This window comes from SAR202 cluster bacterium (assembly GCA_016872355.1).
Taxonomy (GTDB): Bacteria; Chloroflexota; Dehalococcoidia; order Lucifugimonadales; family VGZY01; genus VGZY01.
This window is the reverse complement of record VGZY01000043.1, coordinates 1-25,311: the sequence shown is the minus strand read 5'-3', so window position 1 is coordinate 25,311 and position 25,311 is coordinate 1. Positions and strand designations below refer to the sequence as shown.

The window sequence follows — 25,311 nt, the reverse complement described above, 5'->3', positions numbered from 1 at the left end:
GACCTTTCTCATCCCCAATCTTCACTCGGTGAGCAGCCAAAACCCGAAGCGCAGGAGTCTCCCACCGGAATTCAACCGAAACCTCGGGCGAGAGGACTCAGTCCCTATCCGGCTAAGTCCACCGCCCGTAAGCCGGCTGCAGACCACCCATGGAGACGAACCGTACTGACAAAATCACTGCACCCTAAACACTGACAGATTCACTGCCCCTTGACATGCCGAAAGGACTCCAGGCCGCCGGCGGCCTTACCCTTAAACGCGCGCAAGTACCTTGTGACAAAGTTGTGACGCAAATTTGGAAAAGTCTTAAAAACATATTGGAAATCACCTTGACGAAGTCAAGCGCGTGTCGTGTACCATGCGAACACCGCACATTTCTCGGATAGTCTTCAGGGACTAATCGCCTTTGAGGGCTATCACGAACGAAAGGGGGTGCTGACTTCCGGCAAGGGTTTTAGGCTCCACTAAGACTGGCTCTCGATCTAGTTCCGGAATCCAACATTATCGCTTCTTATCGGGAACGTCGTCAGTCCACAATCGGGGGTGCACACGCGAAATCGAAGGATGGCCCGGCCTCACCGTTTCGGGGGAATCGGCGAGGCTACCGCAAGGCAAAGGCCAACCTGTCCCGCACATAGCGTAGTAACCCGGCAAACCGTCGATCATTGCAGTGAAGCTCAGAACAATGCAGATCAGGGGGAAGGTTCGCCATGGTTAGCTTGTCCGCAAAACCAGTTGAAATTTCACGAACTGTTACAGCAATTCCAGGTTCCAGGTCCGAAGTCGCCGCTGGCAGCAAGCTAAGCTGCCTCCGATGCGGCGCCCGCCTTTTGGTGAACTACGGAGAACCGCAGTGCCTCAAGTGCGGCTTCGTAGACTATTCCCGGACCGTTGAGTCCGGGGCCGAGAAGGGGAAGAACCTCATCAGCGCCGCTACTCGTTACGTGCTGCGCTACTGCGGAGACTTCCCCGCGCTCAATGAGACACTCGCGCAGGTCCGTCTTGTCCGCATCCGCAACAGGGTGGGATTCGACGTTACGTGCCCGTTCTGCAACCAGAAGATGGAGGAGTCTTCCCTTTCCGGGAAGCGGCCGGAGGTGAGGGAGCAGCGTTACAAGTGCAAGGATGGCCACAGGGTCTCCATCCTGCCCGCGCGTAACGGTATGCTCGCCTGGCGATAGGCCGGGCATAAGCTCTACGCGGCCAGGTTGTCGCAGCCTTTGCTGATGGGATGCGATCGGGTCCATTCGCAGATGGAACGCGCGCCCTGATGACTCAGCCTATCCGGCGCGGCCCAGCGTTACGAATGAAGGCATGTGAAGCGCCCACCCGGCTACGGCGCCTGGCCGCTTTGCGCTCAAAGAACACCGGCGCCCCTGCGGAAGCAGGGGTGCCGGTGTGTTGTTTAACGCGTTCCGGTTTATGCGAGGCAGAGCGCCCGAGCAACCTTTATCAACTTCGTCAGGAACGGGTCCGTAAACTCCTTCACCCACGTTGTGAGCATTGCCGCCGCCATTCCAATCAGCGCGCCGCCGGTTACGTCCAGCGGGTAGTGCACGCCTGCGTATACCCGGGCGAATGCGAACATAAATGCCAACACCGCCAGCGCCGCGCCGATCTTCTTGTTCACGGCCCAAATCGTCCCCGCAATGGCAAATGCGGACGCCGCGGAATTCGCAGGGAAGGAAGAGTCCGTGGGCTTGTAGAACAGCAGCGAGACCGGGTTATCCACGAACGGCCGCGGCCTGAAGTAGAAGTCGTTCATGACCTCTATGGCAAAATTGGCGATAAGCACTGTGGCGATAACAGTTATGACGGCCTTCTGGTGTGCCAGCCTGGAGGCGGGGTCGCGAACAGCGAACCACAGCCCGAGCAGGCAGAGGAACATCACCACCGGCACAAAGTAATCGCTTACGATCACCTTCATTGCGCCGTCAAAAACAGGCCAGCGCCCCACGAAGCCGTTTATCCAGAGGAATAGCTGCTCATCAAGCCGCGCCATGCTTCCTCCTCTGCTCCATGGTGCGCTTGAGCGCCCGCAGGTAATTCGCATGCCGCAGGGCGTCCAGCCCTTCCTGGGCTATCGCCACACCCTTCCCCAGTCGAGAGTTCCGTGCAGAGGAGACCAGCACTGTGAGTGCTGTGGCCGTGATGGCCCCCAGCAGGAAGTAAACAGCCTGCCTGTTGCCGTCCAGCCCGCCTTCGTAATCGTTGATGTTCCTTGGAGCCGATGAGAAAAACCAGTAGAGCGCCGCGAGGATGAGGGCAGCGCCGAGGACCCGCGTCACCGCGGGTGATTTGAAGAGAAGGAGACCCCTGAGGCCTCCAATAGATGCCGCGATCTGGATGACGCCGAATGCGGCCACTGCAACCATCAGATAGTAATCGGTCGAAAAGGAAAACATTGCCCCTCTGGGCCCACCTCCTGATAGATAGTCGGGCTATCCGGGGATAACCGGCATGCACCACCCAAGGTATTTCGGGTTGCTCCCCTTGATTAGGCCGAGGTACATCTCTCGAATAGCCTTCGTGACCGGACCCATCTCGCCGGAGCCTATCGGACGGTTGTCCAGTGAGCCCACCGGCGTCACGTGCGCCGCGGTGCCGGTGAGGAAGACCTCATCCGCCAGGTAGAGTTCGCTGCGGCGGATGCTGCGCTCCACCACCTTCATGCCGAGCTCCCTCTCAGCGATAGTCCATACGGAATCACGCGTGATCCCCACCAGGTTATTATCGGCCACCAGCGGCGTGTAGAGGACGCCCTTTGAGACCATGAACAGGTTTTCGCCAGCTCCCTCGGAGACGCTGCCGTCCTGGTTCATGAATATCGCCTCGTCGAAGCCCGCCAGCACCGCCTCCGTCTTCGCCAGGATGCTGTTGACGTAGTGGCCGGCGATCTTCACGCGGGGCGGGATGATCGTATCATCGATGCGCCTCCAGGAAGAGGTGCAGCACCTGATTGCGCCGTCGGCCTTCAGATACGCTCCGAACGGCACGATAATCAGCGCGAAGTCGCTCTCGATTTCGTGGAGCTTGAGGTTCGCCACGAGCTCCTGGCTCTTATAAGCGATTGGGCGTATGTAGATGTCTTGCTTGTAGCCGGAGCGCTTGATGAGCTCACAGGTGATATCGCAAAGCTGGTCCGCGTTGTAAGGGATTTTGAGCATGAGAATCTTGCAGCCCTGCAGGAAGCGTTCGTAGTGCTCTTTCATCCTGAACGCGTACGTTTTCCCGTGGTCCTGGTTCCAGTTGCCCCTGATGCCTTCGAAAACTGCCGTGCCGTAGTGCAGGGCATGGGTCATGATGCTTACCCTGGCGTCTGAAAGGGGGACATAGTTGCCTCGGAAATAGGCGAGGGACTCCGGCATTGCAGGGCTCCTTGGGCTGGCTAAGGATGAGGCAAATTATATGCACAGCCGCTTGTGAAAGACAATACAAACGGCCGAATCGCGCGGGCTCAACTTTGCCTTCGGGATGGCGGTCTTACTGCTTTCTCAGCCTGCCCCTCATGCCAAGGCCTACCATGCCTACCAGGAAGCCGAAGACGGTGAGATCGGTCACGCCCGCGCCGGCCATGCACCCGCCGGAGCCGGTCGCGGCAGGGGGTGTGGGCGTGGCGACTGCCGGGGCTGCGGTCGCAGAGGGCAGGGGAGTCGGCGACGCGGCGGCCGTGGGCGAGGGCGTCGTCTGTTGCGTGCCGGAGCCGGAGAGGTTGCCGAAGTTGTACAGCGTCACGGTGGCCTGGGCGACGGTTGTCGGGAGCGCGCTCGCCCTGTCCGGAGCCACGTACTCCGGCAGATCCAGCTCCTTCAGCCATTCATTGTAGAGCCCTATCCGGTCGACGCCGTAGTTTTCCTTGAGGGCTTCGTCCATGCTCTTGCCGGCCTTGAGGGAGGCCATCAGGCTGCGCATCTTCTCCTGGCCGTACTTGAAGACCATCATGCGGACAATGCTCCTGGACTGCCCGTAGAAGATGATCACGTCCTCCGGCGTTCCCGGCATCGCTGCCATGGTGGTAACAGGCATTAGCCTGCCTGTGCCGGTGGCAAATTCCACCGCGATGTCGTAGGAGTAACCGGGCTCGACGTTGCCGAACTCCGCGAGTCCCTCGTTGATCCACGAAGGGACGTTGCGGAGCGTGCTGTCCGCCACCCTGTGGACGATGATATGAGTCACCTCGTGCGATGCCGTGCCGCGCGCCGAATCGCCGCCGCCGAGCACGAGCACAACGCCCTCCTGCCCCCATGCCTGGCCCTCGGTGATCAGCTCTGAGCTGATGGTGGAAGACATTGGCGGGTACGCGTCCAGCATCTCTCGCACGTTGTTGTACATCGTCATACGAATAGGGTCGTTCGATTCGTCGCCAAGTATCGGCTTCATGACCGCGAGCGTCTCAACCGTGGTGTCCAGCAAAATCTCCGCCCGCGTCTTCACGGGGCCGTGATAAGCCACGGTCACACCCTCTTTGGAAATCTCTTCCCATTTGAATCGGGCGTCGTGGTAGACGAATTGCTCGAACTCGGTGGCGAGTTTGTTCCCTTTCGAGTCCTCAAGCTCGAAGCTGTAGGAGATTATCGTGCCGGGTGGTATGTAACGGGATGAGTCGCTCGTTCGCCAGAACAGCTCGGCCTTGATCTCTTTCGCGGGCGCCAGGCGGGCGCCGTCCTCTGCCCGGAAGTATTCGTAGGCCCCATGGGCCCGCTGCCCGACGCGGAACCGCAGCGCAACATTCGTAATCTCGTTCTCGCTCACGGCTTCCACTTTCGCCCGGAAGCCGCTCGGGAACTCACTTTCAATTGACTTGCTGTTAATCCGGAGCGGCCCTGCGGACTGCGCCTGGACGTCTGACGGCTGGAACATGGCCAGCACAGACACGGTAGCCACGGCAACGGCTGATATGGCCGTAAACAACCTGCCCATTGAGTGCTTTTTCATCCATCCGTCCTTGGTTCAGCGCGAAAATTCCGCCGTTTGGGGCCCCAATATACACGTATATAACGTTTCCCGCCAGATAAAGAAAGGCCCCGCCGACTCGGGGCCATTCCGCGCGTGACCTGCTATATCGCGGTCGTCGTTTGAGGCGTCTCCGCAGCGTCCTCGCCGGCCTGCTGCTCTTCGCCTTCATCTTCGAAAACGTCTATCCCTATAGCGTGATAGATGCCCTTGACCAGCATCTCCTCCGGCACCATTCCCAGCAGCTCTATGCTGTCGTTGATGACCGTTTTGGGCACGCTTCGGACGTCGTAGTGCTGCGCCAGCTCAGGGAACTCCTGCACTTCGATAACGTCCGCCAGCACCTTGCCGGACTCAAAGGCCATATTGTGCGCCATGCGGACCATGCCCGGGCAATACCCGCAGGTGGGGGTGACGAAGACGCGAATATGCACGTATTCGTCTAGCCCTTCCAGCGCCGCGAGCTTCTCCTTGGTGTCAGCCTTCAGAGCTGTCTGCTCCCTGGAGGCGGAGATGATGGAGTCCAGGAACGATGCGAACTCCAGCCCCATCGGCATGCCGTAGAAGCGCGCGTTTTCACTGTCCCCGCGGCCGATGACGATCGCGGGAATGCGCTCGATGCCGCTATCGCGGACGCCCTGGGTGCTCTTGTGAACATCCACCTTTTTGAGGGCCAGCTTCGTTGACAGGCCGGCAAGCTCATCCAGTAGTTGTTCAGCCGGCCCGCAATACTGGCACTCTCTACCGGGCACGTAAATGCCAAGGTTCGCCTGCGTGTACAGTGTGAGGGTAACTTCGTTGACCATCTCCGCGTCCAGCCTCCGCTGGACGGCTTCCCTGTCCTTCTGCTGAAGAATTGCCATGACGCATTCACCATCGTACTGAGGAATGACATAAGCAATTGTAGCGCAGGGCCGTATCAACGGCAAAAAGAAGGCTTGGCGGCGATGGAAAAGGGACAACTGGGGCGGTGGGCGAATGAATTCGCCGCTGAGGGCGCGTACATCGCTCCGCGATGAACGACGCCAAACCTCCGCCTTCGCGGACGATCACATCCAAACTGGTACACAATCCTCAAGGCATTCTTTATTGTCCGCGATTCGCCCACTGGTCCCGGCGGGACCATCGACCGCCCCGTTACCCCTCGCGTTTGGACGCCTGCTGCTGCTCCACCACCATAATGCGCTGGATGGTTGTGAAGATTGTCAGGACGGCGATGACTCCAAGAACGATTGTGATCGCCGGCGCCCAGAACTGCGCGGCTATCAGCCCCGCGCCGGTCAGGATGACTCGCTCCGGCCTCGTCATGATACCCACCTTGCATTCGATGCCTAGCCCCTCGGCCCGTGCGCGGACATAGCTGACCATAACCGAGCCGCCGAAGGTTACGTATGCCAGGGCCGCCCCCCAGTTATTACCGGTGTCCAGGTAGAAGAGCAGGACGCCCAGCAGCACGACCGCCTCTGATGCGCGGTCGATTACGGAATCGAACAGGGCGCCGAAGTTGCTGGCCTTGCCCGTGAGGCGCGCGACAGCGCCGTCCAGCATGTCGAAGGCGCCGGCAAATAGCACCACGGCGCCGCCCGCTGCAAGCTGGCCAATTGCGGTGAGGTAGGCAGCCAAGCCGGCGATCCCAAGACCGATGAGCGTCAGGGCATTCGGCGTCAGCCCTACTCTGCTAAGACCGCGGGCCACTGCACTCAGATACGAGGCGAGGAACTTGCGCGACGATTCGTGAAATACCTGCAATGTGTTGACCTGCGAATTGGTTTAGGGTTTGAGCGGATTGGAACGAACGAAAGGCACAGTGATATGGATGAAGCGCGCTGCTTGTGGGACTCAGCTGGCCAGCGTCGCGGTCCTGTCGATGCATGCGCGGTAGTAGTCCATCACTCGGCCCGCCACAACTTCCCAGCGGAACTCCTCCGCCCTCAGGCGCCCCGCGGCGCCGAGCCGCCCGCGCAGCTGCCTGTCCTTCAGCAGCAGGTCGATGGCCTCGGCAAGCGCGGCATCGTCCTTCGGTGGAACGAGGAGCCCATCTTTGCCGTGCGTGATAACCTGCCGGTAACCCTCTATGTCCGATGCCACCGTGGGGACGCTGGAGGCCATCCCCTCCAGCAGCACGATGCCGAAGCTCTCCCCGCCGGTCGCCGGCGAACAGTAGATTTCGGCGGACCTGAAGTACCGCGCCTTTTCGGTGTCTGCGACTCCGCCCACAAAAACAACGTCGCGAAGGTTGCGCTCGCTGAGGATGCGATACGAATCGAGGTCAGGCTTCCCTCGGCCCACTACCAGCAGGCGCAGGTTCGGCCAGTCCCACTTCAGCCGGCTGTAGGCCGCCAGGAGTATACGTAGACCTTTTCTCTTCTCCAGCCGCCCGAAAAACAGCAGGTTAATCATGCCGTCCTGCAGGTGGGGCAGGGGAGCTACATGGTCGCCGAAATTCTCCAGCTTGATCCCGTTAGGGATGATCTCGTACTCAGCGGGGAAGAGCTTGCTGATGTATTCGTGGTTTGGCCTGGAGACCGAGATCCGCCCGTGCAACTTCTCGAAGTACGGCCTTGCCAGCTTTGCCCCGCCGATGTTGTACATGCGGGAGCCCGGGTAGGCGTGGAAGGTGGCGATGTTTACGGAACGCGACTGGCTGAGGATGCCCACGGGTACATAGCTGGCGAACGGCTCGTGCATGTGGATGATGTCGAACCGCTCCCGTTCAAGCAAGCGCTTGATGCTCGGCCGAAGCCATACTGAGACGGAAACGCGGCCGACGGAGCCACGGCTGGGCAAAGGCACTGGCCGCCCCATGGGAATGAAGTTCTCATCCCTTATCAGGCCCGGGTCCGTACACGGTGCGATTACCTTAACCGTGTGACCCCAGGACCTGAACTGGGCGGCCAGCTCATTGATGTGGCTGTTGACTCCGCCGAAAGCGGAAAAGTCAAAGGCCGATACGAGTGCAATTTTCAATGGGCGTTCCATGGCACGGCGCCCTTCCTTTTTTCTCCCTAGCTACCGGCCGCCTTCTTCTTTGCAGCGCGGACCGGCCTTGCTGCCTTCGCAGCCTTGCCGCTATCCTTGCCGGTAATGAACTCCTCCACCATCTCGCGCGCCACATCGTCCGTGTACTGGACGGGCGGAGACTTCATGAAATAGGAGGACGGTCCAAGAATGGGGCCGCTCATGCCCCTGTCCTTCGCGATCTTGATGCAGCGGATGGCATCGATAACCACGCCGGCTGAGTTGGGGCTGTCCCACACTTCGAGCTTGAGCTCCACGTTCAGGGGAACGTCCCCGAAGCTCTTGCCCTCCATCCGAATATAGCACCATTTGCGGTCATGGAGCCATGGCACGTGGTCGCTGGGGCCGATGTGGATGTTGTCCGCGCCCATGTCATAGTCGAGCTGCGATGTGACGGAGTTCGTCTTAGAGATCTTCTTGGACGCCAGCCGCTCCTTCTCGAGCATGTTGAGGAAGTCGGTGTTGCCGCCGAAGTTGAGCTGGTACGTCCTCTCGAGCTTGACGCCCCTGTCCATGAACAGGCGGGTGAGGACGCGGTGGATGATCGTAGCGCCCACCTGCGACTTGATGTCGTCGCCGATGATCGGCACGCCCGCCTCCTTGAAGCGCTTGTGCCAGTAGTCCTGCTCGCCTTTGCTGGCGATGAAGACGGGGATGCAGTTGATGAAGCCGGCCTTTGCCTGCAGCGCCTGCTCCACGTACCACTTGGTGGCGTCCTCGGAGCCAACGGGGAGGTAGTTGATGACCACGTCCACCTTGCGCTCAACGAGCACCTTGGCAACGTCTTCCGTCGTGCCCGGGGCCTTCTTGATGATCTCGGACAGGTACTTGCCCAGGCCGTCGTGGGTCATGCCGCGCTGGACGGTCACGCCCATGTGGGGCACGTCCGCGAACTTGATCGTGTTGTTCGGCTCGGCGAAGATCGCCTCGGAGAGGTCCTTGCCAACCTTGTTGGCATCGATATCGAAGGCGGCGACGATGTTGATGTCGCCGATGCCGTACTCGCCCAGTACGGCGTGCATGATCCCGGGCACCTGGTCGTTGGCCTTCAGGTCCTTGTACTTGAATACGCCCTGCACCAGAGAAGAGGCGCAGTTACCGACACCTACGATAGCGACGTTAATGCTGTTGCTCAACCGAACATTTCCTTGTGGTAAAAGGATTTAGTCTGGCGTATCCGTCCCCATTCCATCGGGACGCACGACTTCAGAATGTACCGCCGGATAGTATGCCGGCGGACTAACACACCGCGCCAGAGCCCTCGGGGATTTTAACACCTTCGCGAGTAGGGGTCTAGCACGGCAGCACTAGCCTCGCTGCGGCACCCATTTCAGTAGCGGCAGCTTGTCCAGCACTGTGGGGTTCACACACGCCATGGGGCGGCGACCGGAGAGAACAAGGGCGATCTCGCGGCCGACGCGGCGGCGGCGCTCGGGCTCCATCCGGGCGGAGGCAGAGGCTACGTGCGGAGTGAGGATAACGTTTTCCATCGTGAGCAGGGGATTGTCCGGCGCAGGCGGCTCAACCTCCAGCACGTCCAGCCCTGCCCCTGCGATCCACCCCTCCTGGAGCGCATTGATCAGTGACTTCTCCTCCACGGTGGAGCCGCGGCCGGTGCTGATGAAGAGCGCTGTCGGCTTCATCATCCGGAAGTGCTCTTCGCGCAGCATGTGGAAGGTCTCCGGTGTGTTGGGCGCGTGCATGGACACAATGTCCGAGCGCTGCAGCAGCTCTTTCAGGCCGACCGGCTCCACGCCGTACCGCGTCATGTTCAGCTCGCTGATGTAAGGGTCGTAGGCGAGCATCTTCACCCCGAACGGGGCGGCGCGCAGCGCCGTAGCCCGGGCAACGTTGCCGAAGGCGACGAAGCCGAGCGTCTGCCCCCACAGGCGGGGGAACTGGTAGAGGTACGGCCTGGCTTCCCTCCAGCGGCCGTCGCGCGCCATCCTGTCCGTTAGCGTCACCCTGCGGAACATTGATAGCAGCAGCGCCATCGAGTGGTCCGCCACCTCCTCTATGAAAGTGTCCGGGTCGTTTGTCACCGGAATGCACCGCTCGGTTGCGGCGACCAGGTCCACGGCGTCCGTCCCCACGCTGCCGCAGGCGATGATCTTGCACTTTTGCAGCCCCTCGATCACCTGGCGGCTTATTCGGAAATTGGCGGCATATACGGCATCGGCGTCCCTGGCCACCGAGAGGAACGCCTCCGCGCTGGTTATCGGCGCTTCCACAATCTCGGCGTCCACGCCGCCAAGGCCGTCCTTCTCGTATTCGTAGGGCTTGCCCGGCACGTTCATTCTAACGCCGCCGCCCGGTTCGGAGACGATCTTGAATTTGGCCATAGTGCTGCTCCTGATGTGGCGATTCGTTCGGTGTTGGCCAGCATTTTACATGGCATTCGCCGCATCGCCAACTTGACCGGCCATGTTGCCGATGGTAGCATGGACTCACAGTGGACGATTCGGACAAACGCACGCGACAAGATAATACCAGAGCGCCTGACGCGGGACCTTCGGCCCTGACCGCCAGGCGCTGTGTGTTTCATCGGACAAGCTCCCGACCCCCTCACACAGCTGTGAGATTAGCCGGTCCGGGGGGCTTGCCAAGGGGTGCAGATGTCTAGACATGCTGCCGTTATCCTCGCGGCGGGCAAGGGAACTCGCATGAAGTCCCGCCTGCCCAAGGTTCTCCACCGCGTCTGCGGAAAAGAGATGGTGTCCCTCGTCGCGGAGACGGCCAGGAAGGCTGGCTTTGAGCAGGCCACGGTTGTGATCGCCCCCGAACACCAGGCTGTCCGCGATTCCCTCGGCGCCTCTGTAACTTACGCCGTTCAGTCGGAGCAGCGTGGCACCGGCCACGCCCTTCTCCAGGCGCGCGCAGCAACAAACGGCGCGGACCACCTTGCCCTCATGTACGGAGATGTCCCCCTCATCAGAGCGGAGACCCTCCGCGGCCTCATGGAGCTACATACGGACTCCCGAGCAGCCGTGACCGTCCTTACCGCACTTGTCCCTGACCCACACGGCCTTGGACGGATTGTCCGGAACGACGCAGGTGGAATTACCCGCATCGTGGAAGAGGCGGACGCGGACGAGAAAACGAAGGCCGTTCGCGAGATCAATACTGGCCTCTATTGCTTTGACGCAGCCTGGATGTGGCCGGTCCTTGAGGCGCTGAAGCCGTCCAGGTCAGGAGAGATATACCTGACTGACCTGATCGAAGAGGCGTGCCGGCAGAGGCGCATCGTAGCCTCGATGGCAGCAGCGGACGTGCAGGAGGTCCAGGGCGTAAATACCCGCGTGCAGCTTGCTGAGGCCGAGGCGGCGCTCGGAAAGCGCATACGCGAAAGGTGGATGCTTGCCGGCGTGACCATGATCGATCCGGCCTCGGTCTACATCGACTTCGACATTGAGATCGGCGCGGATACGATCATCCACCCGAACACTCACATACGGGGCAAAACGAAGATCGGCTCCGACTGCGAGATCGGCCCGAACTCGATCATTGAGAACGCCACGATCGGCGATCGCTGCAAGATAAAGGCGTCGGCGATGGAAAACTCGACGATGGAGAGCGACAGCGACTTGGGCCCGTTCGGCCACGTCAGGCCGGGAAGTCACATTGAGAGCCACGTCCATTTGGGCAACTACGCGGAGGTTAGTCGGAGCCGCATCGGCAGTGGCACGAAGATGGGCCACATGAGCTTCATGGGCGACGCCCGGGTTGGCAAGAACGTAAATATCGGCGCAGGGACGATCACGACGAATTACGACGGAATCCGCAAGCACATAACGATCATCGAAGATGACGTTAAGCTCGGCTGTGATACGATGCTGGTCGCACCGGTAACGCTAGGCGCACGTTCCATGACTGGCGCGGGCGCGGTGGTTACGAAAGATGTCGGTCCCTACACGGTAGCCGTCGGCCTGCCCGCCAAGCCGTTCCCGAAGCGGACGACGCCTAAAGAGTGCCCGGAATGGTGCAAGCATTAGGAAAAGGCTGAAGTATGAATTGAGAGTTCCGGTAATTCATACTTCACAATTTGAAATCAGGAGAGAGTTTTTAAGCTTTGGATAGTGGTAGTTTACGACTCATACTGCTCGGCACATCGTTTGTAGTCTTCGCCGTCCTTTCACTCTGGGAGGCCAGTCTGGCCGGTATGCGCCTCGACAGAGTACAGTCTCTTGTGGCCCAGAAGAAGCCCGGGGCTAAAGCCCTGGACTACCTCGTACACGCCCCGAAAGGGCCCGAAGGCGCCGTCTATCTTCTGAGACTCGCCGCCCTCGCATTCACCGTCTTGCTCGCGGGTATGGTTATCGCCCGGCCGGAGCCGACGAACGCCATGTTTATCGGCGCCGCCGCGGTCGGTGTGGTGCTCTTGCTGGCGGTCGTCCACGCCGTTGCCAAGGCATTTGCAGGCAGTGCGGGCGAATCGATTGCACTTGCTACCGCCGGCCTGGCCCGCATACTGACGACGATTCTGTCCCCCGTGCTGGCCATAGACGCCAGGGCGGCCCGCCGGAAGCGCATAATCAACGGCGAGACGGTTATTGAGGTGGCCGAGGAGCCTGCCTCGGATGAGCTCCCGGTCCACATCCACACCGATGGCGAGCCAATAGACCAGCGCACTGTCAGCATGATACGCGGCGTGGTGGAGCTTGATGAAACAATGGCGCGGGAAATAATGGTCCCCCGCGTGGACATTGTGGCCGCGGAGATCGGCACGCCGATCACGCGCCTTGCGGAGCAGATGGTCGAGTCCGGCCACAGTCGCCTCCCTGTCTACGAGGGCAACCTGGACCATATCGTCGGCATCGCCTACGCTCGTGATATCCTGGACAGGCTCAGCAAGAGCAACGGCGCAGCGCCGAAACCGGAAGTCCTGACTTCTGAGATTGTTCGTCCCGCGATCTTCATCCCGGAGGTCAAGACGCTGGAAGAGCTCCTCAAGGAGTTCCAGGAAAAGCGCGTCCAGCTGGCCATCGTTGTCGACGAGTATGGCGGCGTATCCGGCCTCGTGACGATTGAAGACCTGCTAGAGGAGATAGTTGGGGAGATCCAGGACGAGTTCGATTCCCATGAGGCCGAGATAACCACGGTGTCCGAGGGGGAATTCCTGGTAGAAGCCCGCTATAGCATCTGGGACCTTAACGAAATCCTGAAAGTAACAATGGAGAACGACGGCTACGACACCGTCGGCGGCTTTGTGCAGGACCGCCTCGGCAAGATACCGACGGTCGGCGATGTTGTGGAGTACGACGGCATAAGAATCGAGGTTGTCTCAACGATGGGCCGCCGCCTGAAGCAGTTGAGGGTGACAAAGCTCGCCAGGAGCGAGACGGGCGTAGGGTAGGGGTATTCCAATAATCGTGTAAGTTAGTTGTCAAATGACAATTGTGGCAACCATACGCAAATTAAGAGGCCACCCAATTCGGGTGGCCTCTTTACATTTGTGCAGTACGCTTGCCTACTCCAGGAAGTCCCTCAGCTTCTTGGACCTGCTGGGGTGGCGCAGCTTGCGGAGCGCCTTGGCCTCGATCTGGCGGATGCGTTCGCGGGTGACGCCGAAGTCGCGGCCAACCTCTTCCAGCGTTCGGCTGCGGCCGTCTTCCAGGCCGAAGCGGAGCTGGAGGACTCGCGCCTCCCTCTCACTGAGGGTGTATAGCACGTCGTCTACCTGCTCCTTGAGGAGCTGGTAGGAGGCTGCCTCGGCGGGCGCAAGGGTGCTGCGGTCCTCGATGAAGTCCCCAAGGTGGCTGTCCTCTTCCTCGCCGATAGGCGTCTCAAGGGAAACGGGCTCCTGCGAGATTTTGAGGATCTCCCGCACCTTCTCCGGGGTGACCTCCATGCCGGCGCCGATCTCTTCGCTCGTCGGCTCGCGGCCGTACTCCTGTACAAGGCGGCGGCTCACGCGCAGTAGCTTGTTGATAGTCTCCACCATGTGCACCGGTATGCGGATGGTGCGGGCCTGGTCCGCGATTGCGCGGGTGATGGCCTGGCGTATCCACCATGTGGCATACGTGCTGAACTTGTAGCCCTTGCGGTAGTCGAACTTCTCGACCGCGCGGATAAGGCCGATGTTGCCTTCCTGGATCAGGTCCAGCAGCGACATCCCGCGGCCGATGTACTTCTTTGCCACGCTGACGACGAGGCGAAGGTTAGCCTCTGCCAGGTGGCCCTGAGCCGTCTGGCCCTCGGCCTTGGCCCTTGCCAGGAAGCCGTAGAAGACCAGCTCGAACGTTTCCAGCCGCTTGGGGAACTCCGGGTCCTCCAGCGTCTGGCGGATATCCGCGATTGTGGCGTCTTCGCCGACCAGCCCCATGACCTCGGGGGGCAGCAGGCGGCTGTTTATGGAGGCGGCCTGGATGCCTGCCTTTACCTCTTCAGCGCTCTTGTTGAGGATGTCCTCAATCTGCTTGACCAGGTCCTCCGGCAGGTCGCCGTCAAGGGCCTCGCGGATTTTGGGGTCGCTGGCGATCTCCTTGAGAGTGCGTCCTTCCGAGGCAAGTCCTGCGCGGATGCTGACGGCCTTGATGACGTGCTCGGAGTCGCACGTGCGCCGGAGCATCTCGTACACGATCTGCCAGGCGCGGGGCGCCCGTCCGTCCGGCGCCGTCAGCGCGGTCTCAATGCCCAGGATGTGCTTGGATGCTTCCATCTTCCGGGCGAGAATACGTTCGTCTGCTGCCTTGAGGAGGCTGACGCGGCCGATCTCCCGGAGGTACATCCTCACGGGGTCGTCAATCATCTCGCTTGACTCGAGGCCCTGTTGCCAGACGCTCTGGGCGTCCGCCTCTGCCTCAGCGAGCGCGGCGGGATCGTCGCCGGGGAAGTCGACCGCCATCTCGGCGGCCGGACCCAGTGTGGTCGCGGTCCCCGGGTCGTCCTCCTCGGCCACCGCCTCCACTGCTCCCACTGGGGGCACTTCCTTCACGGGCGCGACTTCAGTCTCCGCTTCCGGGGCAATCTTACCCACAACCTCGGATGACTCTTCTCCCCCATGCTTGCGCCGCTGCTTGATGGTCATTTACTGTCAACCCCATTTCGTACTTAACGAGCCCTTTGACTGGACACCCAAGATATTAGCAGTAAAATGTCGCGCCATGCTATGAAATTATCGCTATGGACTAAAACGCTTCTTTCCAAAGCAAGTTTCGGCCAGGGAAATCAGAAACCCGAAGAACGCAATAGCGCAAGGTATTTTCGGGGCGCCATCGCTCCGTCCGGCAAATGACCTTCAGTTGCGTTGGGAGAAGAGCTCTTTCATGCGGGCATTTAACCTGGTGATTGCTTCCTCGATCTCTCTGGGAGGGGGCGCTGTCATGTCTTCGGATGCCAGAAGGTCTTCCTGATGCTCCTGAAGGTAACGAAGCTCCAACCGCTTGAGGGACTGGGTTAATGCCAGCTCCGCCGAGCCGCCATCGGGGGTAATGTCGATCCGGCCCAGGCGGGCCAGATGATCGTGCAGGGTGATATCCAGACTGCCGGCGACTTCTTCTATTCTATTGCAGCGTTGCCAACAGGTAAATACCTCGCGGTTTTCCGACATTCTGAAGAATTCCGGAGACGTTTCCCGCGCCTTTTCCCGCAGGTCAGGACGGCTAAGGACAAGTGCGAGTATGAACTCTTCGAGGGGGTCGCGCCGGTCGTTGATGAACGGCGTGAGGCTGGTGGTCCCCGCCCGCGGCCGACGGGACTCTGTGCCCGGCCTGCGGCGCGCGTCTTGCCTCGCGCGTCCCATGTAGGCCTGCAGCGCAGCGGCGCTCACGCCGATGGTCTTTGCGGCGAGGTTGAAGTACTTCTCCTGCGCTATGGGGTCTTCCGCAGCGGCTATCAGCGGCGCCAGGGCCTCTGCAGCCAGCGCCTTGCCCTCCGGCGTGGCCAGATCGTGCCTGCGTGCCATCGCGCCGATGTAGAAGTCCATATACTCCACGGCCTCGGCTACCGCCCGCTCCCACTCCTTTGTATCGCGCTTTATTACCTCGTCAGGGTCAATTCCGGGCGGCAGGACTGCGATGCGAAGCTCGAACTGCGCCTTCTGGCCCAGCTGCCGGTGCTCGGAAATGCGGTACACCTCGTCCAGGCTGCGCCGCGTCGCTTCCTGCCCGGCGGTATCCGGGTCGAGCGCCTGGACGAACCTCTTTGCCATGCCCTTCAGCAGCGCCACCTGGTACTCGGTGAGGGCAGTGCCCATGGAGGCAACGACGTTGCTGAAGCCGTACTGGTGCGCGGTCATCGCATCCATGTACCCTTCAACTATCACGGCCACGCCGGCCTGTTTAATGCCGGCGGCTGCCTTGTGGAGCCCGTACAGGGTCGCGCGCTTGTCGAACACGGGCGTGGCAGCGGTATTAAGGTACTTGGGTTCCGAGCCGTCCAGCGTGCGCCCGCCGAAGCCGATCGGCCGCCCCTCGCGGTCGTGGATGGGGAACATGAGGCGTCCCCAGAAGAAGTCCCGCACGTTGCCGTCGTCGCTCCGTCGGAGCAGGCCGGCCTCGATCGCGTAGTCCAGGTTGAAGCCCAGCGAGAAGAGGTGAGACTTCAGTTTGTCGCGACCGCGCGGGCTCATTCCAAGCTGGAACGCCTCGGCGATCTGCGCGTTCACGCCGCGCTTGGCAATGTAATCGCGCGCCTCCTGCCCCTCGGGCGAGGCGAGCACCTGCTGGTAGAAGCGCGCCGCCTCCTGGTTCACGCGATAGAGAAAGTCGTTGCGGCTGGTGGTGCGCTTGTCCTGGAGGACGACGCCGGTCTTCTGCGCCAGGAATTTGACCGTTTCGCCGAAGTCCAGCTTCTCCTGCCGCATGACAAAGCCGAGGACATCGCCGCCGACGCCGCACTGGCCGAAGCAGTGCCAGGACTGGCGCTCCGGGTTGACGATGAAGGAGGGGGTCTTTTCGTTGTGGAAGGGGCAGCGCGCCTTGAAGTTGCGCCCGGCTTTCTGTAGCTGGACGTAACCGCCGATGACATCCACGATGTCCAGGCGGGCCTTTATTTCATCAACTGCTGACATAGGGCGAAATTATGAATGATGAATTATGAAGTATGAAGTACTCGGTCCCTCGGATTCCACTTCATCATTCATACTTCATAATTCATCCTTGTTCTTTCTGGTACGCATATGTTGCCAGCTTCTCCATAGGCTCCTTGATGCTGTTGATGTGCCACGCCATGTGGTCCACGACAGCGCGCAGGTCTACGAGGGAGTTAGCTACGTGTTCCCAATTGGCGGGGGACTTGAGCATCTTCTCAAGCCTGTCGGAGAGCGCCTTGCCGGCGCCCCACAGGTCGCCGAGGTCTGTGCAGACCGCGGCCAGCTCATCGTCGTAGTCCTCAGGCAGGCCCATCTCTTTCAGCTTGATGACGACCTGGTGCGCCATCAGCGCCATCTGCTGCGCGTGCTGCGTCTCCGGGTCGAGCGGCGTGAAATCAGTCAATGTTCACCTCCGTACCCTGTCTTCATCCTTGCCCATAGTGGGACAGATACATCATCCATAGCGTGCGGACCATTTCAAGGGACGCCTTTTGCGTTTCAGGCGTCATGCCGCCAACCTGCTCGAAGAGCGACTTCCAGAGGCTGTCCACCTCATTCTTCCACGGGCGGTACTCCATGCCGTGGGAGTCGCGGCTCATCGCCTCCAGGTGCTCCTGGATCAGCTTCATCTGGTTCTGCACCATCCGGACGCGAAGCCTGTCGGTAGGCGTCAATTCGGCTCCTCGATTCTATGCAATTGCGCGGCTCAGGCCTTTTGCGATACCGGGCTGTATCTGCTCAGCCAGGCGGAGCGCGTACAGGTCCGTCATGCTGGCGATGTGGTCCACGATGGCGCGGTCGTGCGTGCCGTACTCGGCCGGGATAAGCCCCGGGTTGTCCTCGAAATACCGGTAGAGCAGGCGGATGATGGCGCGCGCGGTCCTGCCTTCCTCCGTCGTGTCCTCCGGCATGTATACGCGCTCGAACATGAAGTCCCTCATTGCCATCACGGCATCGCGGACGCGCGGGCTCATCGTGATCACGGGCCGCTCGCCGGAGGAGACACCGTCCTCGCCCGTCGCCGCCCAGGATGTGGCTACGATGTCCGTTACCATCGTGTCGATGCGCTGAGAATGGCGTGTCCCCAGCACTCTCACGGCGGCGGCAGGAAGGCTGGTCTCCTGCAGCACGCCGGCGCGCACGGCGTCGCCGATGTCGTGGTTCAGGTACGCGACGGCGTCCGCGATGCGGCAGATCTGCCCCTCCAGCGATAGCCCTTCCGGCAGGGTGATGCCCAGGAAGTCGCCCTTTGGCTTCGAGTGGTTGGCAATTCCGTGGCGGACCTCGCCCGTAAGGTTAAGGCCCAGCCCGTCCTTCTCCAGGTGCTCGATAATCCTGAGGCTCTGCTGAGCGTGGCGGAAGCCGTCCGGGTGGAGCTTCGCAAGCTCGTCCTCGCCGATGTGCCCGAAGGGCGTGTGACCGAGGTCGTGGCCCAGGGTCATCGCCTCGGTGAGGTCCTCGTTGAGGTTAAGCGCCCGCGCAATCGTCCGGCCGATCTGCGATACTTCCAGCGTATGCGTCAGCCGTGTGACGAAGTGGTCCCCGAGCGGGGCGATGAAGACCTGCGTCTTGTGCTTCAACCGCCGGAAAGCCTTCGTATGGATGATCCGGTCGCGGTCTCGCTGGAATTCGGTGCGTATCAGGGACGGCTCGTCATGCCGTTCCCGCGTGCTGTTGCGCGATCTCGAAGCGTAAGGGGAGAGGGTCTCCTCCCTCGCTTCAAGCCTGTTTCGGACGGACTCCGGGATGTTCACCAGTGGTCACCCGCATAGCGCGCACAAGTATGGGTTGCATAATGATACCAGTTAGGGAAGCGCCCCGCCTCCAGACACGCAACGGCCTTCCTTGACCGTGTTCTGAAGCCATACCTATAATTATCCATACGTCGAAGACCGCCTTAATGGACGAGGTAATCCGTGACTGAGACCGCTGGCGCAGGCGCCGTTGAGCAGCTCCGGGCACAGGCCATCAAAGAGCTTGAAGCAGCCGGGAGCATCGAAGAAGTCGAACGCTGGAGGGTTGGGTACCTCGGCCGGAGCGGCAAGGTCACACAGGTGCTGCGGGGCCTCGGGGGCCTCTCGCCCGAAGAGCGCCGGTCCGTGGGCGCCGCCGCCAACCAGGTGAAGGCCGCCCTTGAAGAGGCGCTGGCCGCCCGCGAGAAGGCCGTCCGCGAGACGGAGCTTGTCAGCAGGGTAGAGCGCGAGCGGATAGACGTTACTCTCCCCGGCTGGCCGGTGCCCCACGGCGGGCTCCACCCCACCACGCGCATGCTCCGCGAAATCTGCGAGGCGTTCCGCGGAATGGGCTTCGCGGTGGAGGAAGGCCCCGAGATTGAGTGGGACCGCTACAACTTCGACGCGCTGAATATCCCCAAGGACCATCCCGCCCGCGACATGTGGGACACCCTCTGGATCGACCACACGGACGAGGCGGGCTACCGGCCCATGCTTCTGCGGACGCACACATCGCCCATGCAGGCGCGCATCATGGAGAAGCAGCAGCCTCCCATCCGCGTAGTGATCCCTGGCAAGTGCTACCGCTACGAGGCCACGGACGCCACGCACGAATGGCACTTCTACCAGATCGAAGGGCTGGTCGTCGACAAGGGCGTGACCTTCGCCGACCTCAAGGGCACGCTGTTCGAGTTCGCGCGCCGCATATTCGGCGAGGACCGGCAGGTGCGCTTCCGGTGCGACTACTTCCCGTTCGTTGAGCCCGGCGTGGACATGGCTATCTCCAACTTCAAGGTCAACGGCGTCCGCCCCATCAAGCGCGACCAGGACTGGCTGGAGATCATGGGCGCCGGCATGGTGCACCCGAACGTGCTGCGCGGCGTGGGCTACGACCCCGAGGTGTACACCGGCTTCGCATTCGGCATGGGAGTGGAGCGCATCGCGATGCTCAAGTACGGCATCGATGATATTCGCCACTTCTACTCCAACGACATGCGTTTCCTGAAGCAGTTTTGATGTTGTAGCCTGCCCCGATTCCATCGGGGCCTGGGTCGCTTACGGTCAGTACCGGTGACCAGGACGGGCGCGATGAATCGCGCGGGCTACAGGAGACGACTATGCGTTATCCCTCTCTGAGGTTCCAATGAAAGTACCCATTTCCTGGTTGAAGCAGTATGTGCCGGTGACCATGGCGCCGAAGGACCTGGCGCACCGGCTGACGATGAACGGCATCGAGGTCGACTCCGTCGAGGAGATCGGCGCGACCTGGGACCGGGACAAGCTGGTTGTGGGCCACGTGCTCGCTGTGGAGCCCCACCCCAACGCCGACCGCCTCCGCCTGCCCACGGTCGATCTGGGCAACGGTGAGACCGTCAAAGTTGTCTGCGGCGGGCCGAACCTCGCCGTGGGCCAGAAGATCGTCTTCGCCAGGGAAGGGGCAATGCTCCTGAGCAACAAGACGAACAAGGTGGAGCCGCTGAAGGCTTCCACCATACGCGGCGTGGTCTCCGCCGGCATGGTCTGCTCCGAGCGGGAGCTTGGCCTTGCGGAGGAGTCTCCCGGCATTATGGTGCTCGATCCCGAAGCGCCCATCGGTGTGCCCGTGAAGGACTACCTGGGCGACGTAGTGATGGAGGCGGCTGTCACGCCGAACAGGCCGGACTGCCTCTCCATTCTGGGCATCGCCCGCGAGGTGGCGGCTTTCTCCGGCCAGAAGGTCACAGAGCCCAACCGGGACTACCCGGCCACCGGGCTGGCGATATCCGGCGAGGTCAAAGTCGTCATAGACGATGCATCCCTGTGCTCCCGGTACGCCGCAGGGCTCATCACGGACGTGAAGGTTGGCCCGTCGCCGAAGTGGCTTGTGGACGTGCTCGAGAAGGCCGGCCAGCGCTCGATTAACAACGTCGTGGACGTGACTAACTACGTAATGCTGGAGCACGGCCAGCCGCTGCACGCCTTCGACCTCTCGAAGGTGAAGGACAAGACTGTAGTTGTGCGGCCGGCTCGCTCGGGCGAGAAGTTTACAACGCTTGACGGCGTGGAGCGCACCCTGAAGCCGCCGATGCTGGTGATAGCCGACTCGAAGGACGCAATTGCGCTCGCGGGTGTGATGGGCGGCAAGGACAGCGGTGTGACCGAGCAGACGGCGGCCATCATCCTGGAGTCGGCCAGTTTCCACCCGATCAACACGCGCAAGACCGCGGCGGCGCTCGGCCTGCGCACAGACGCGTCCTATCGCTTTGAACGTGGTGTCCGCGCGGAAATGGTCCCGCTGGCGCTGGCCCGGGCTATGAAGCTGATACTGGAGGTTGCGGGCGGGCAGGCCGCGAAGGGCGTAATCGACGTCTATCCCGGCAGGCGAGAGCCTGCGATGCACCGCCTGAGCATGGACAAGATCCGTCGCGTGCTCGGTGTGGACTACTCGGCCGAACACGTAGAGCGCGTCCTGACCTCTCTCGGCTTCGAAGTCGGAGTGCGGCCGGTCGGAAAGTCGGACGTGCTCCACCTGAAGCCGCCCTACTGGCGAGCGGACATCAATATAGAAGAGGACATCGTAGAGGAGGTGGCGCGCGTCACCGGCTACGACACCGTGCCCACGAAGATGCTCTCGACGCCGATACCTCAGCACGTGGGCCGGCCGGACCGCGACCTGCGCGAGCGCGTGAAGGACCTGATGGTCGCCGCCGGCTTGCAGGAGGTGGTCACGTACCCCACAACGGACATGGAGACGCTCAGGAAGGTCGGCGCTATGAACGGCGGCCCTGAGCCGGTGAAGATATTCAACCCGATGAGCAAGGACCAGGCGTATATGCGCACCAGCCTGCGCGGCTCGGTCCTGGGCGCGCTCGCCGGAAACAGGCGCGTCTCCCAGCGCGAGGGGCTGCGCCTGTTCGAAATCGGGCGTGTCTACATCCCGAAGGCCGAGGCGAAGGAGCGCGACCTTCCGGACGAGCGCGAAATGCTGGTTGGCGTCCTGTCCGGGCCGCGCTTTTCAACAAGCTGGCGCGCTACCGAGCAGAACATGGACTTCTACGACGGCAAGGGCGTGCTGGAGGCGGTATTCGAATCGCTGAAGGCGCAGGCGACCTTCGAGCCCGCCACGGACGCCATCACTCACCCGGGCAAGACTGCGCGGGTCCTCCTGAAGGGCAAGCCGGTGGGAATCCTCGGCGAACTGCACCCGAGCATGCTCGACCAGTTGGACCTGGGCCAGCTTCCCGTGACCATGTTCGAGATCGATATGTCGGAGCTGTTCGTAGCGGTAAAGGGCTCAAGGGACATCTTCTCCGGCTTGAGCCGCTTCCCCGAGGCGGACCGCGACATGGCGATCATCGTGGACGTCGCCGTCCCCGCGGCGAAGATACAGGCGATCATCGACCGCCACAAGCTCGTCAAGCGCAGCGCGCCCTTTGACGTTTACACCGGCAAGGGCGTTCCGGATGGCAAGAAGTCCATAGCCTTCCGTATCGTCTTCCAGTCGGAGATTGCTACACTGACGTCTGACCTGGTGGACAAGACGGTGGCAGGCCTGCTGAGGCAGCTCCAGAAGGAGCTCGGAGCGGAGTTGAGGGGATAAGTAGATCAGGAAGGTAAGTGCAATGGGAAAGAGCACACGCCAGTATCTGGTTGATGCCAAAGGCAAGACGAAGAGTGTGTTGCTGAGTATCTCAGAATATGAGGACATGGTGCGGCGCATTGAAGACCTTGAAGATGCGCTGGTGCTGGATAAGGCCGTCAGGACGGAAACGGAGTTCAGGGATTACAGCACCATTCGTGAGGAGTTGAAGCAGGCAGGTCGCCTTTGACTTTCAACGTCGAGCTCAGCCGAGCAGCCGAGCGCGACTTGCTGGGCTTGCCGTCGTCAATGATCCACAGGGTCGACGCTGCTCTTTCGCGGATGAAAGAGGAGCCGCGTCCAGTTGGAGCCTTGAAACTCCACGGCAAGACGGAGAACGGTTGGAGGGTGCGCGTCGGGGACTATCGAATTCTTTACACGATCGATGTGGGGACAATGACGGTTCGCGTATACCGCATCGAACACAGGCAAAGTGTTTATAAGAAGCGAAAATAGCGTGGAGCAACAGCGCTGAACCAGCACGGTCATAGCCACCATCACGAGTCGATGCTGAGCGTCGAAGAGGCCCTGGAGCGGATCCTGGGCTTCTTCGGCGTTCTTGAGCCGGAGCAGCAGCCTATCCTGGACTCCGTCGACCAGGTGCTCGCTGAGGATATCGTCGGCCGGTTCGACATACCGCCGCTGGACAACTCCTCAATGGACGGCTACGCGGTCCAGGCGGCTGATGTAAAGTCGGCGTCTGCGACAACTCCGGTTGTTCTCAGGGTGATTGGGACCGTTGCAGCCGGCCAGATGCCCTCGACTCCTGTCGTCGCCGGGGCGGCCGTGCGGATCATGACCGGCGCTCCGGTGCCCCAGGGCGCCGACGCCGTCGTCCCGTTCGAGGAGACGGACGAGGCGGAGAGGAAGCTGCACGGCGGGCCGCCGGACAGCATCGGCGTCAAATTCGCCGCGCTTGCCGGAGCCAACGTCCGCAAGGCGGGCAGGGACGTGACCCGGGGGCAACTCGTCCTTGCGAAGGGCGCCGTGGTGCGCGCCGCCGAGGTTGGCGTGCTTGCCTCCCTTGGCTACACTTCCGTGAGCGTCATTCGCCGCCCATCCGTCGCGATTCTGGCCACCGGCGACGAGCTGCAGGAGCCGGATGAGGCGCCGCTTCCGGGGAGGATCTACAACGTCAACTCTTACAGCGTCGGCGCAGCCGTGAAACAGGCCGGCGGCATTCCTAAGCTGCTAGGCACCGCGCGAGATAACCTGGACTCGTTAAACGCCAAAATTTGGGAAGGGCTGGGGTCTGATATACTCATTACTTCCGCCGGCGTCTCCAAGGGTGACTACGACATAGTGAAGGACGTGCTGGCCCAGCATGGCAGGATGGAGTTCTGGTCCGTGCGCATGCGGCCGGCCAAGCCCCTGGCGTTCGGCGTCCTGAAGGGACCCGGGGGCCGAACCGTGCCCCTGCTGGGTTTGCCCGGGAACCCGGTGAGCTCCATGGTGGCCTTCGAGCAATTCGGCAGACCGGCCATTCACAAGATGATGGGACGCACGACTACCCGAAGGCCAACTGTGCAGGCCGTGCTGGATGGGCCCATCTACAACGGCGACGGCCGGAGGGTTTACGCCCGCGCCGTGATCACGAAGCGCGATGGCGTATACTATGCCAGGCCCACAGGCGACCAGAGCTCCAACCTGTTGACCTCCATGGCGAAAGCCAACGGCCTTGCCATCTGCCCTTCCGACGTTCCTATGAAGGCCGCGGGCGAGACGGTGACGGTGCAGATGATCGACTGGCCGGAGACTGTATTCTAAGACACTTGCCCGGGAGTCAATGCGCCCGGCGCAGCTTCGAAAAAGGGGAAATTCCATATGGCAGAGACCGGCACGGTCAGGCGCTACCACATCAATCTCGAGGGTGAGGAGTTCGGCGGCCGCCGCAAGGCTATGTCCGCCTTTATCGCGGCAAGGAGATGCTTTGCATGCCAGCAATCGCTGACAGGCGAAATGGTATTCGGCGGGGACCCGCAGGACCACGTGGACCAGATTGTAGCCCAGTGCGCGGGCACGCCGGACTACCTGCTCCCTGACACGCCGCTGAAGGAGGCCATCTTCCGCACCTTGCTCGCGAACGGCAATGGCCCAATGACCGCTCGAGAGGTCAGCGACGCCCTGATGGCCCGCTGGTCGATGAGCGCATACCCCCGCGATATTGCGGCCAAAACGGTGGCGAAGATACTGGACCATTCTGAGGGCTATTCAATCGTTTGGGCAGATGAGCAGGAGGCCGTCGCCCCCGCGCCGGCCCGGTCGGGAAAGCCGGAGCGCCGCAGGTAGAGCAAGAAGGACCAAGGGTCTCAAACAAAGAAAATGGCCCCGGCTTGCCGGGGCCATTTTCTTTCTCTTGCACTTGTCGGTGGACCGTTACTCGTCCCTGTCCTTACGCTTCTTCTTGATCACCTGGACTTCCGGGACCGGCATTGCGGGGTTCATCGAGGTCGGGCCTTGCTTTACCGGTGCTTTTTTGGGCTTCTTCGCCTCGGCCTTGGGACGGTTGCCTCGTGCCATAAATTTACCTCCTGAAATCTCCGACGGATTCCGCTTCCATCCAGAGTTTAGAACAAAACAGTAATGTAGTAAAGCTAGCGCGTTCTCGGGGTGCATTGGTGCAGTGATAGTGTCAGGGGTTAAGGGAGCAGTGAAAATGTCAGTCTATGAAAGAACTGACAATGAGCGAGAGAGAGGCTAAACGAACGGTAGTGTTGAGCGCTGTCCTTGAGAAGCGA

The 25,311-nt window shown here is 61.3% G+C and carries 22 protein-coding genes and 2 pseudogenes; 9 read left to right on the top strand and 15 right to left on the bottom strand.

Going from position 1 to position 25,311, the window contains the following annotated elements; all coding sequences use genetic code 11:
• Positions 1-833: 833 nt before the first annotated feature.
• On the top strand, positions 834-1,181 hold the full coding sequence (locus tag FJ319_09825; GenBank protein MBM3934583.1) for a hypothetical protein: 348 nt from the start codon (positions 834-836) through the stop codon (positions 1,179-1,181).
• A gap of 239 nt (positions 1,182-1,420) precedes the next feature.
• Here the strand turns inward: FJ319_09825 and FJ319_09820 are convergent, their stop codons facing one another.
• From FJ319_09820 to FJ319_09780, 9 genes are all read right to left on the bottom strand, one after another.
• Positions 1,421-2,053: a phosphatase PAP2 family protein gene (locus FJ319_09820; GenBank protein ID MBM3934582.1), complete on the bottom strand. Its 633-nt coding sequence runs from the start codon at positions 2,051-2,053 to the stop codon at positions 1,421-1,423.
• Entirely contained in the window at positions 1,989-2,405 is a 417-nt protein-coding gene (locus FJ319_09815) for a hypothetical protein (GenBank protein MBM3934581.1), read from the bottom strand. Before FJ319_09815 ends, FJ319_09820 begins: the two co-directional genes overlap by 65 nt.
• 36 nt (positions 2,406-2,441) lie before the next feature.
• The gene (locus FJ319_09810) at positions 2,442-3,368 is read right to left on the bottom strand and encodes a branched-chain amino acid transaminase (GenBank protein ID MBM3934580.1); all 927 of its coding nucleotides are present in this window, start codon (positions 3,366-3,368) and stop codon (positions 2,442-2,444) included.
• Positions 3,369-3,483: 115 nt separating this feature from the next.
• Complete coding sequence (locus FJ319_09805) at positions 3,484-4,935, bottom strand: hypothetical protein (protein MBM3934579.1); 1,452 nt, start codon at positions 4,933-4,935, stop codon at positions 3,484-3,486.
• A gap of 122 nt (positions 4,936-5,057) precedes the next feature.
• Entirely contained in the window at positions 5,058-5,816 is a 759-nt protein-coding gene (locus FJ319_09800; protein ID MBM3934578.1) for a glutaredoxin, read from the bottom strand.
• A 274-nt stretch (positions 5,817-6,090) separates the two neighbouring features.
• Complete coding sequence (locus FJ319_09795) at positions 6,091-6,657, bottom strand: CDP-alcohol phosphatidyltransferase family protein (GenBank protein MBM3934577.1); 567 nt, start codon at positions 6,655-6,657, stop codon at positions 6,091-6,093.
• Positions 6,658-6,792: 135 nt separating this feature from the next.
• The gene (locus FJ319_09790; GenBank protein MBM3934576.1) at positions 6,793-7,932 is read right to left on the bottom strand and encodes a glycosyltransferase family 4 protein; all 1,140 of its coding nucleotides are present in this window, start codon (positions 7,930-7,932) and stop codon (positions 6,793-6,795) included.
• A gap of 26 nt (positions 7,933-7,958) precedes the next feature.
• Positions 7,959-9,107: an inositol-3-phosphate synthase gene (locus FJ319_09785; GenBank protein MBM3934575.1), complete on the bottom strand. Its 1,149-nt coding sequence runs from the start codon at positions 9,105-9,107 to the stop codon at positions 7,959-7,961.
• Positions 9,108-9,278: 171 nt separating this feature from the next.
• On the bottom strand, positions 9,279-10,313 hold the full coding sequence (locus tag FJ319_09780; GenBank protein MBM3934574.1) for a C-terminal binding protein: 1,035 nt from the start codon (positions 10,311-10,313) through the stop codon (positions 9,279-9,281).
• 273 nt (positions 10,314-10,586) lie between these two features.
• Between FJ319_09780 and glmU the strand changes: the two genes are divergently transcribed.
• Positions 10,587-11,963 carry a UDP-N-acetylglucosamine diphosphorylase/glucosamine-1-phosphate N-acetyltransferase gene (gene glmU / locus FJ319_09775; protein MBM3934573.1) on the top strand — a complete coding sequence of 459 codons (1,377 nt, stop codon included), beginning with the start codon at positions 10,587-10,589 and terminating at the stop codon, positions 11,961-11,963.
• Between the two features lie 167 nt (positions 11,964-12,130).
• The gene (locus tag FJ319_09770) at positions 12,131-13,324 is read left to right on the top strand and encodes an HlyC/CorC family transporter (GenBank protein MBM3934572.1); all 1,194 of its coding nucleotides are present in this window, start codon (positions 12,131-12,133) and stop codon (positions 13,322-13,324) included.
• A 114-nt stretch (positions 13,325-13,438) separates the two neighbouring features.
• Here the strand turns inward: FJ319_09770 and rpoD are convergent.
• From rpoD to FJ319_09740, 6 genes and pseudogenes are all read right to left on the bottom strand, one after another.
• A pseudogene (gene rpoD, locus FJ319_09765) lies at positions 13,439-14,143 on the bottom strand (RNA polymerase sigma factor RpoD).
• A gap of 480 nt (positions 14,144-14,623) precedes the next feature.
• Positions 14,624-14,998 (bottom strand): annotated as a pseudogene (locus tag FJ319_09760) (hypothetical protein).
• A 210-nt stretch (positions 14,999-15,208) separates the two neighbouring features.
• Positions 15,209-16,981 (bottom strand): DNA primase, encoded by a 1,773-nt coding sequence (locus tag FJ319_09755; GenBank protein ID MBM3934571.1) that lies wholly within the window; start codon positions 16,979-16,981, stop codon positions 15,209-15,211.
• An 82-nt stretch (positions 16,982-17,063) separates the two neighbouring features.
• Positions 17,064-17,405: a hypothetical protein gene (locus tag FJ319_09750; GenBank protein MBM3934570.1), complete on the bottom strand. Its 342-nt coding sequence runs from the start codon at positions 17,403-17,405 to the stop codon at positions 17,064-17,066.
• Positions 17,406-17,427: 22 nt separating this feature from the next.
• On the bottom strand, positions 17,428-17,676 hold the full coding sequence (locus tag FJ319_09745) for a hypothetical protein (protein ID MBM3934569.1): 249 nt from the start codon (positions 17,674-17,676) through the stop codon (positions 17,428-17,430).
• Between the two features lie 15 nt (positions 17,677-17,691).
• Positions 17,692-18,756, bottom strand: a complete 1,065-nt coding sequence (locus FJ319_09740) for a deoxyguanosinetriphosphate triphosphohydrolase (protein ID MBM3934568.1) — start codon at positions 18,754-18,756, stop codon at positions 17,692-17,694.
• A 162-nt stretch (positions 18,757-18,918) separates the two neighbouring features.
• Here FJ319_09740 and pheS point away from each other — a divergent pair, with 162 nt between their 5' ends.
• The 6 genes from pheS to FJ319_09710 all read left to right on the top strand — a co-directional run bounded on the left by pheS (position 18,919) and on the right by FJ319_09710 (position 24,862).
• Complete coding sequence (gene pheS / locus FJ319_09735; GenBank protein MBM3934567.1) at positions 18,919-19,971, top strand: phenylalanine--tRNA ligase subunit alpha; 1,053 nt, start codon at positions 18,919-18,921, stop codon at positions 19,969-19,971.
• Positions 19,972-20,098: 127 nt separating this feature from the next.
• A complete protein-coding gene (locus FJ319_09730) occupies positions 20,099-22,534 on the top strand; it encodes a phenylalanine--tRNA ligase subunit beta (protein ID MBM3934566.1) in 2,436 nt (811 codons plus the stop codon).
• Positions 22,535-22,556: 22 nt separating this feature from the next.
• The gene (locus tag FJ319_09725; GenBank protein ID MBM3934565.1) at positions 22,557-22,763 is read left to right on the top strand and encodes a hypothetical protein; all 207 of its coding nucleotides are present in this window, start codon (positions 22,557-22,559) and stop codon (positions 22,761-22,763) included.
• Positions 22,760-23,029 (top strand): type II toxin-antitoxin system RelE/ParE family toxin, encoded by a 270-nt coding sequence (locus FJ319_09720; GenBank protein MBM3934564.1) that lies wholly within the window; start codon positions 22,760-22,762, stop codon positions 23,027-23,029. The genes FJ319_09725 and FJ319_09720 overlap by 4 nt, the downstream gene beginning before the upstream one ends.
• Before the next feature lie 51 nt (positions 23,030-23,080).
• A complete protein-coding gene (locus tag FJ319_09715; GenBank protein MBM3934563.1) occupies positions 23,081-24,340 on the top strand; it encodes a molybdopterin molybdotransferase MoeA in 1,260 nt (419 codons plus the stop codon).
• 57 nt (positions 24,341-24,397) lie between these two features.
• Positions 24,398-24,862, top strand: a complete 465-nt coding sequence (locus FJ319_09710; protein ID MBM3934562.1) for a hypothetical protein — start codon at positions 24,398-24,400, stop codon at positions 24,860-24,862.
• Positions 24,863-25,311 lie beyond the last annotated feature (449 nt).

Bases quoted from the DNA above. Each gene is read 5' to 3' on its own strand.
- FJ319_09820 (MBM3934582.1), bottom strand. From the start codon at position 2,053: ATGCGAATTACCTGCGGGCGCTCAAGCGCACCATGGAGCAGAGGAGGA.
- FJ319_09815 (MBM3934581.1), bottom strand. From the start codon at position 2,405: ATGTTTTCCTTTTCGACCGATTACTATCTGATGGTTGCAGTGGCCGCA.
- FJ319_09810 (MBM3934580.1), bottom strand. From the start codon at position 3,368: ATGCCGGAGTCCCTCGCCTATTTCCGAGGCAACTATGTCCCCCTTTCA.
- FJ319_09805 (MBM3934579.1), bottom strand. From the start codon at position 4,935: ATGAAAAAGCACTCAATGGGCAGGTTGTTTACGGCCATATCAGCCGTT.
- FJ319_09800 (MBM3934578.1), bottom strand. From the start codon at position 5,816: ATGGCAATTCTTCAGCAGAAGGACAGGGAAGCCGTCCAGCGGAGGCTG.
- FJ319_09790 (MBM3934576.1), bottom strand. From the start codon at position 7,932: ATGGAACGCCCATTGAAAATTGCACTCGTATCGGCCTTTGACTTTTCC.
- FJ319_09780 (MBM3934574.1), bottom strand. From the start codon at position 10,313: ATGGCCAAATTCAAGATCGTCTCCGAACCGGGCGGCGGCGTTAGAATG.
- glmU (MBM3934573.1), top strand. From the start codon at position 10,587: ATGTCTAGACATGCTGCCGTTATCCTCGCGGCGGGCAAGGGAACTCGC.
- FJ319_09770 (MBM3934572.1), top strand. From the start codon at position 12,131: ATGCGCCTCGACAGAGTACAGTCTCTTGTGGCCCAGAAGAAGCCCGGG.
- FJ319_09755 (MBM3934571.1), bottom strand. From the start codon at position 16,981: ATGTCAGCAGTTGATGAAATAAAGGCCCGCCTGGACATCGTGGATGTC.
- FJ319_09730 (MBM3934566.1), top strand. From the start codon at position 20,099: ATGAAAGTACCCATTTCCTGGTTGAAGCAGTATGTGCCGGTGACCATG.
- FJ319_09725 (MBM3934565.1), top strand. From the start codon at position 22,557: ATGGGAAAGAGCACACGCCAGTATCTGGTTGATGCCAAAGGCAAGACG.
- FJ319_09715 (MBM3934563.1), top strand. From the start codon at position 23,081: ATGCTGAGCGTCGAAGAGGCCCTGGAGCGGATCCTGGGCTTCTTCGGC.
- FJ319_09710 (MBM3934562.1), top strand. From the start codon at position 24,398: ATGGCAGAGACCGGCACGGTCAGGCGCTACCACATCAATCTCGAGGGT.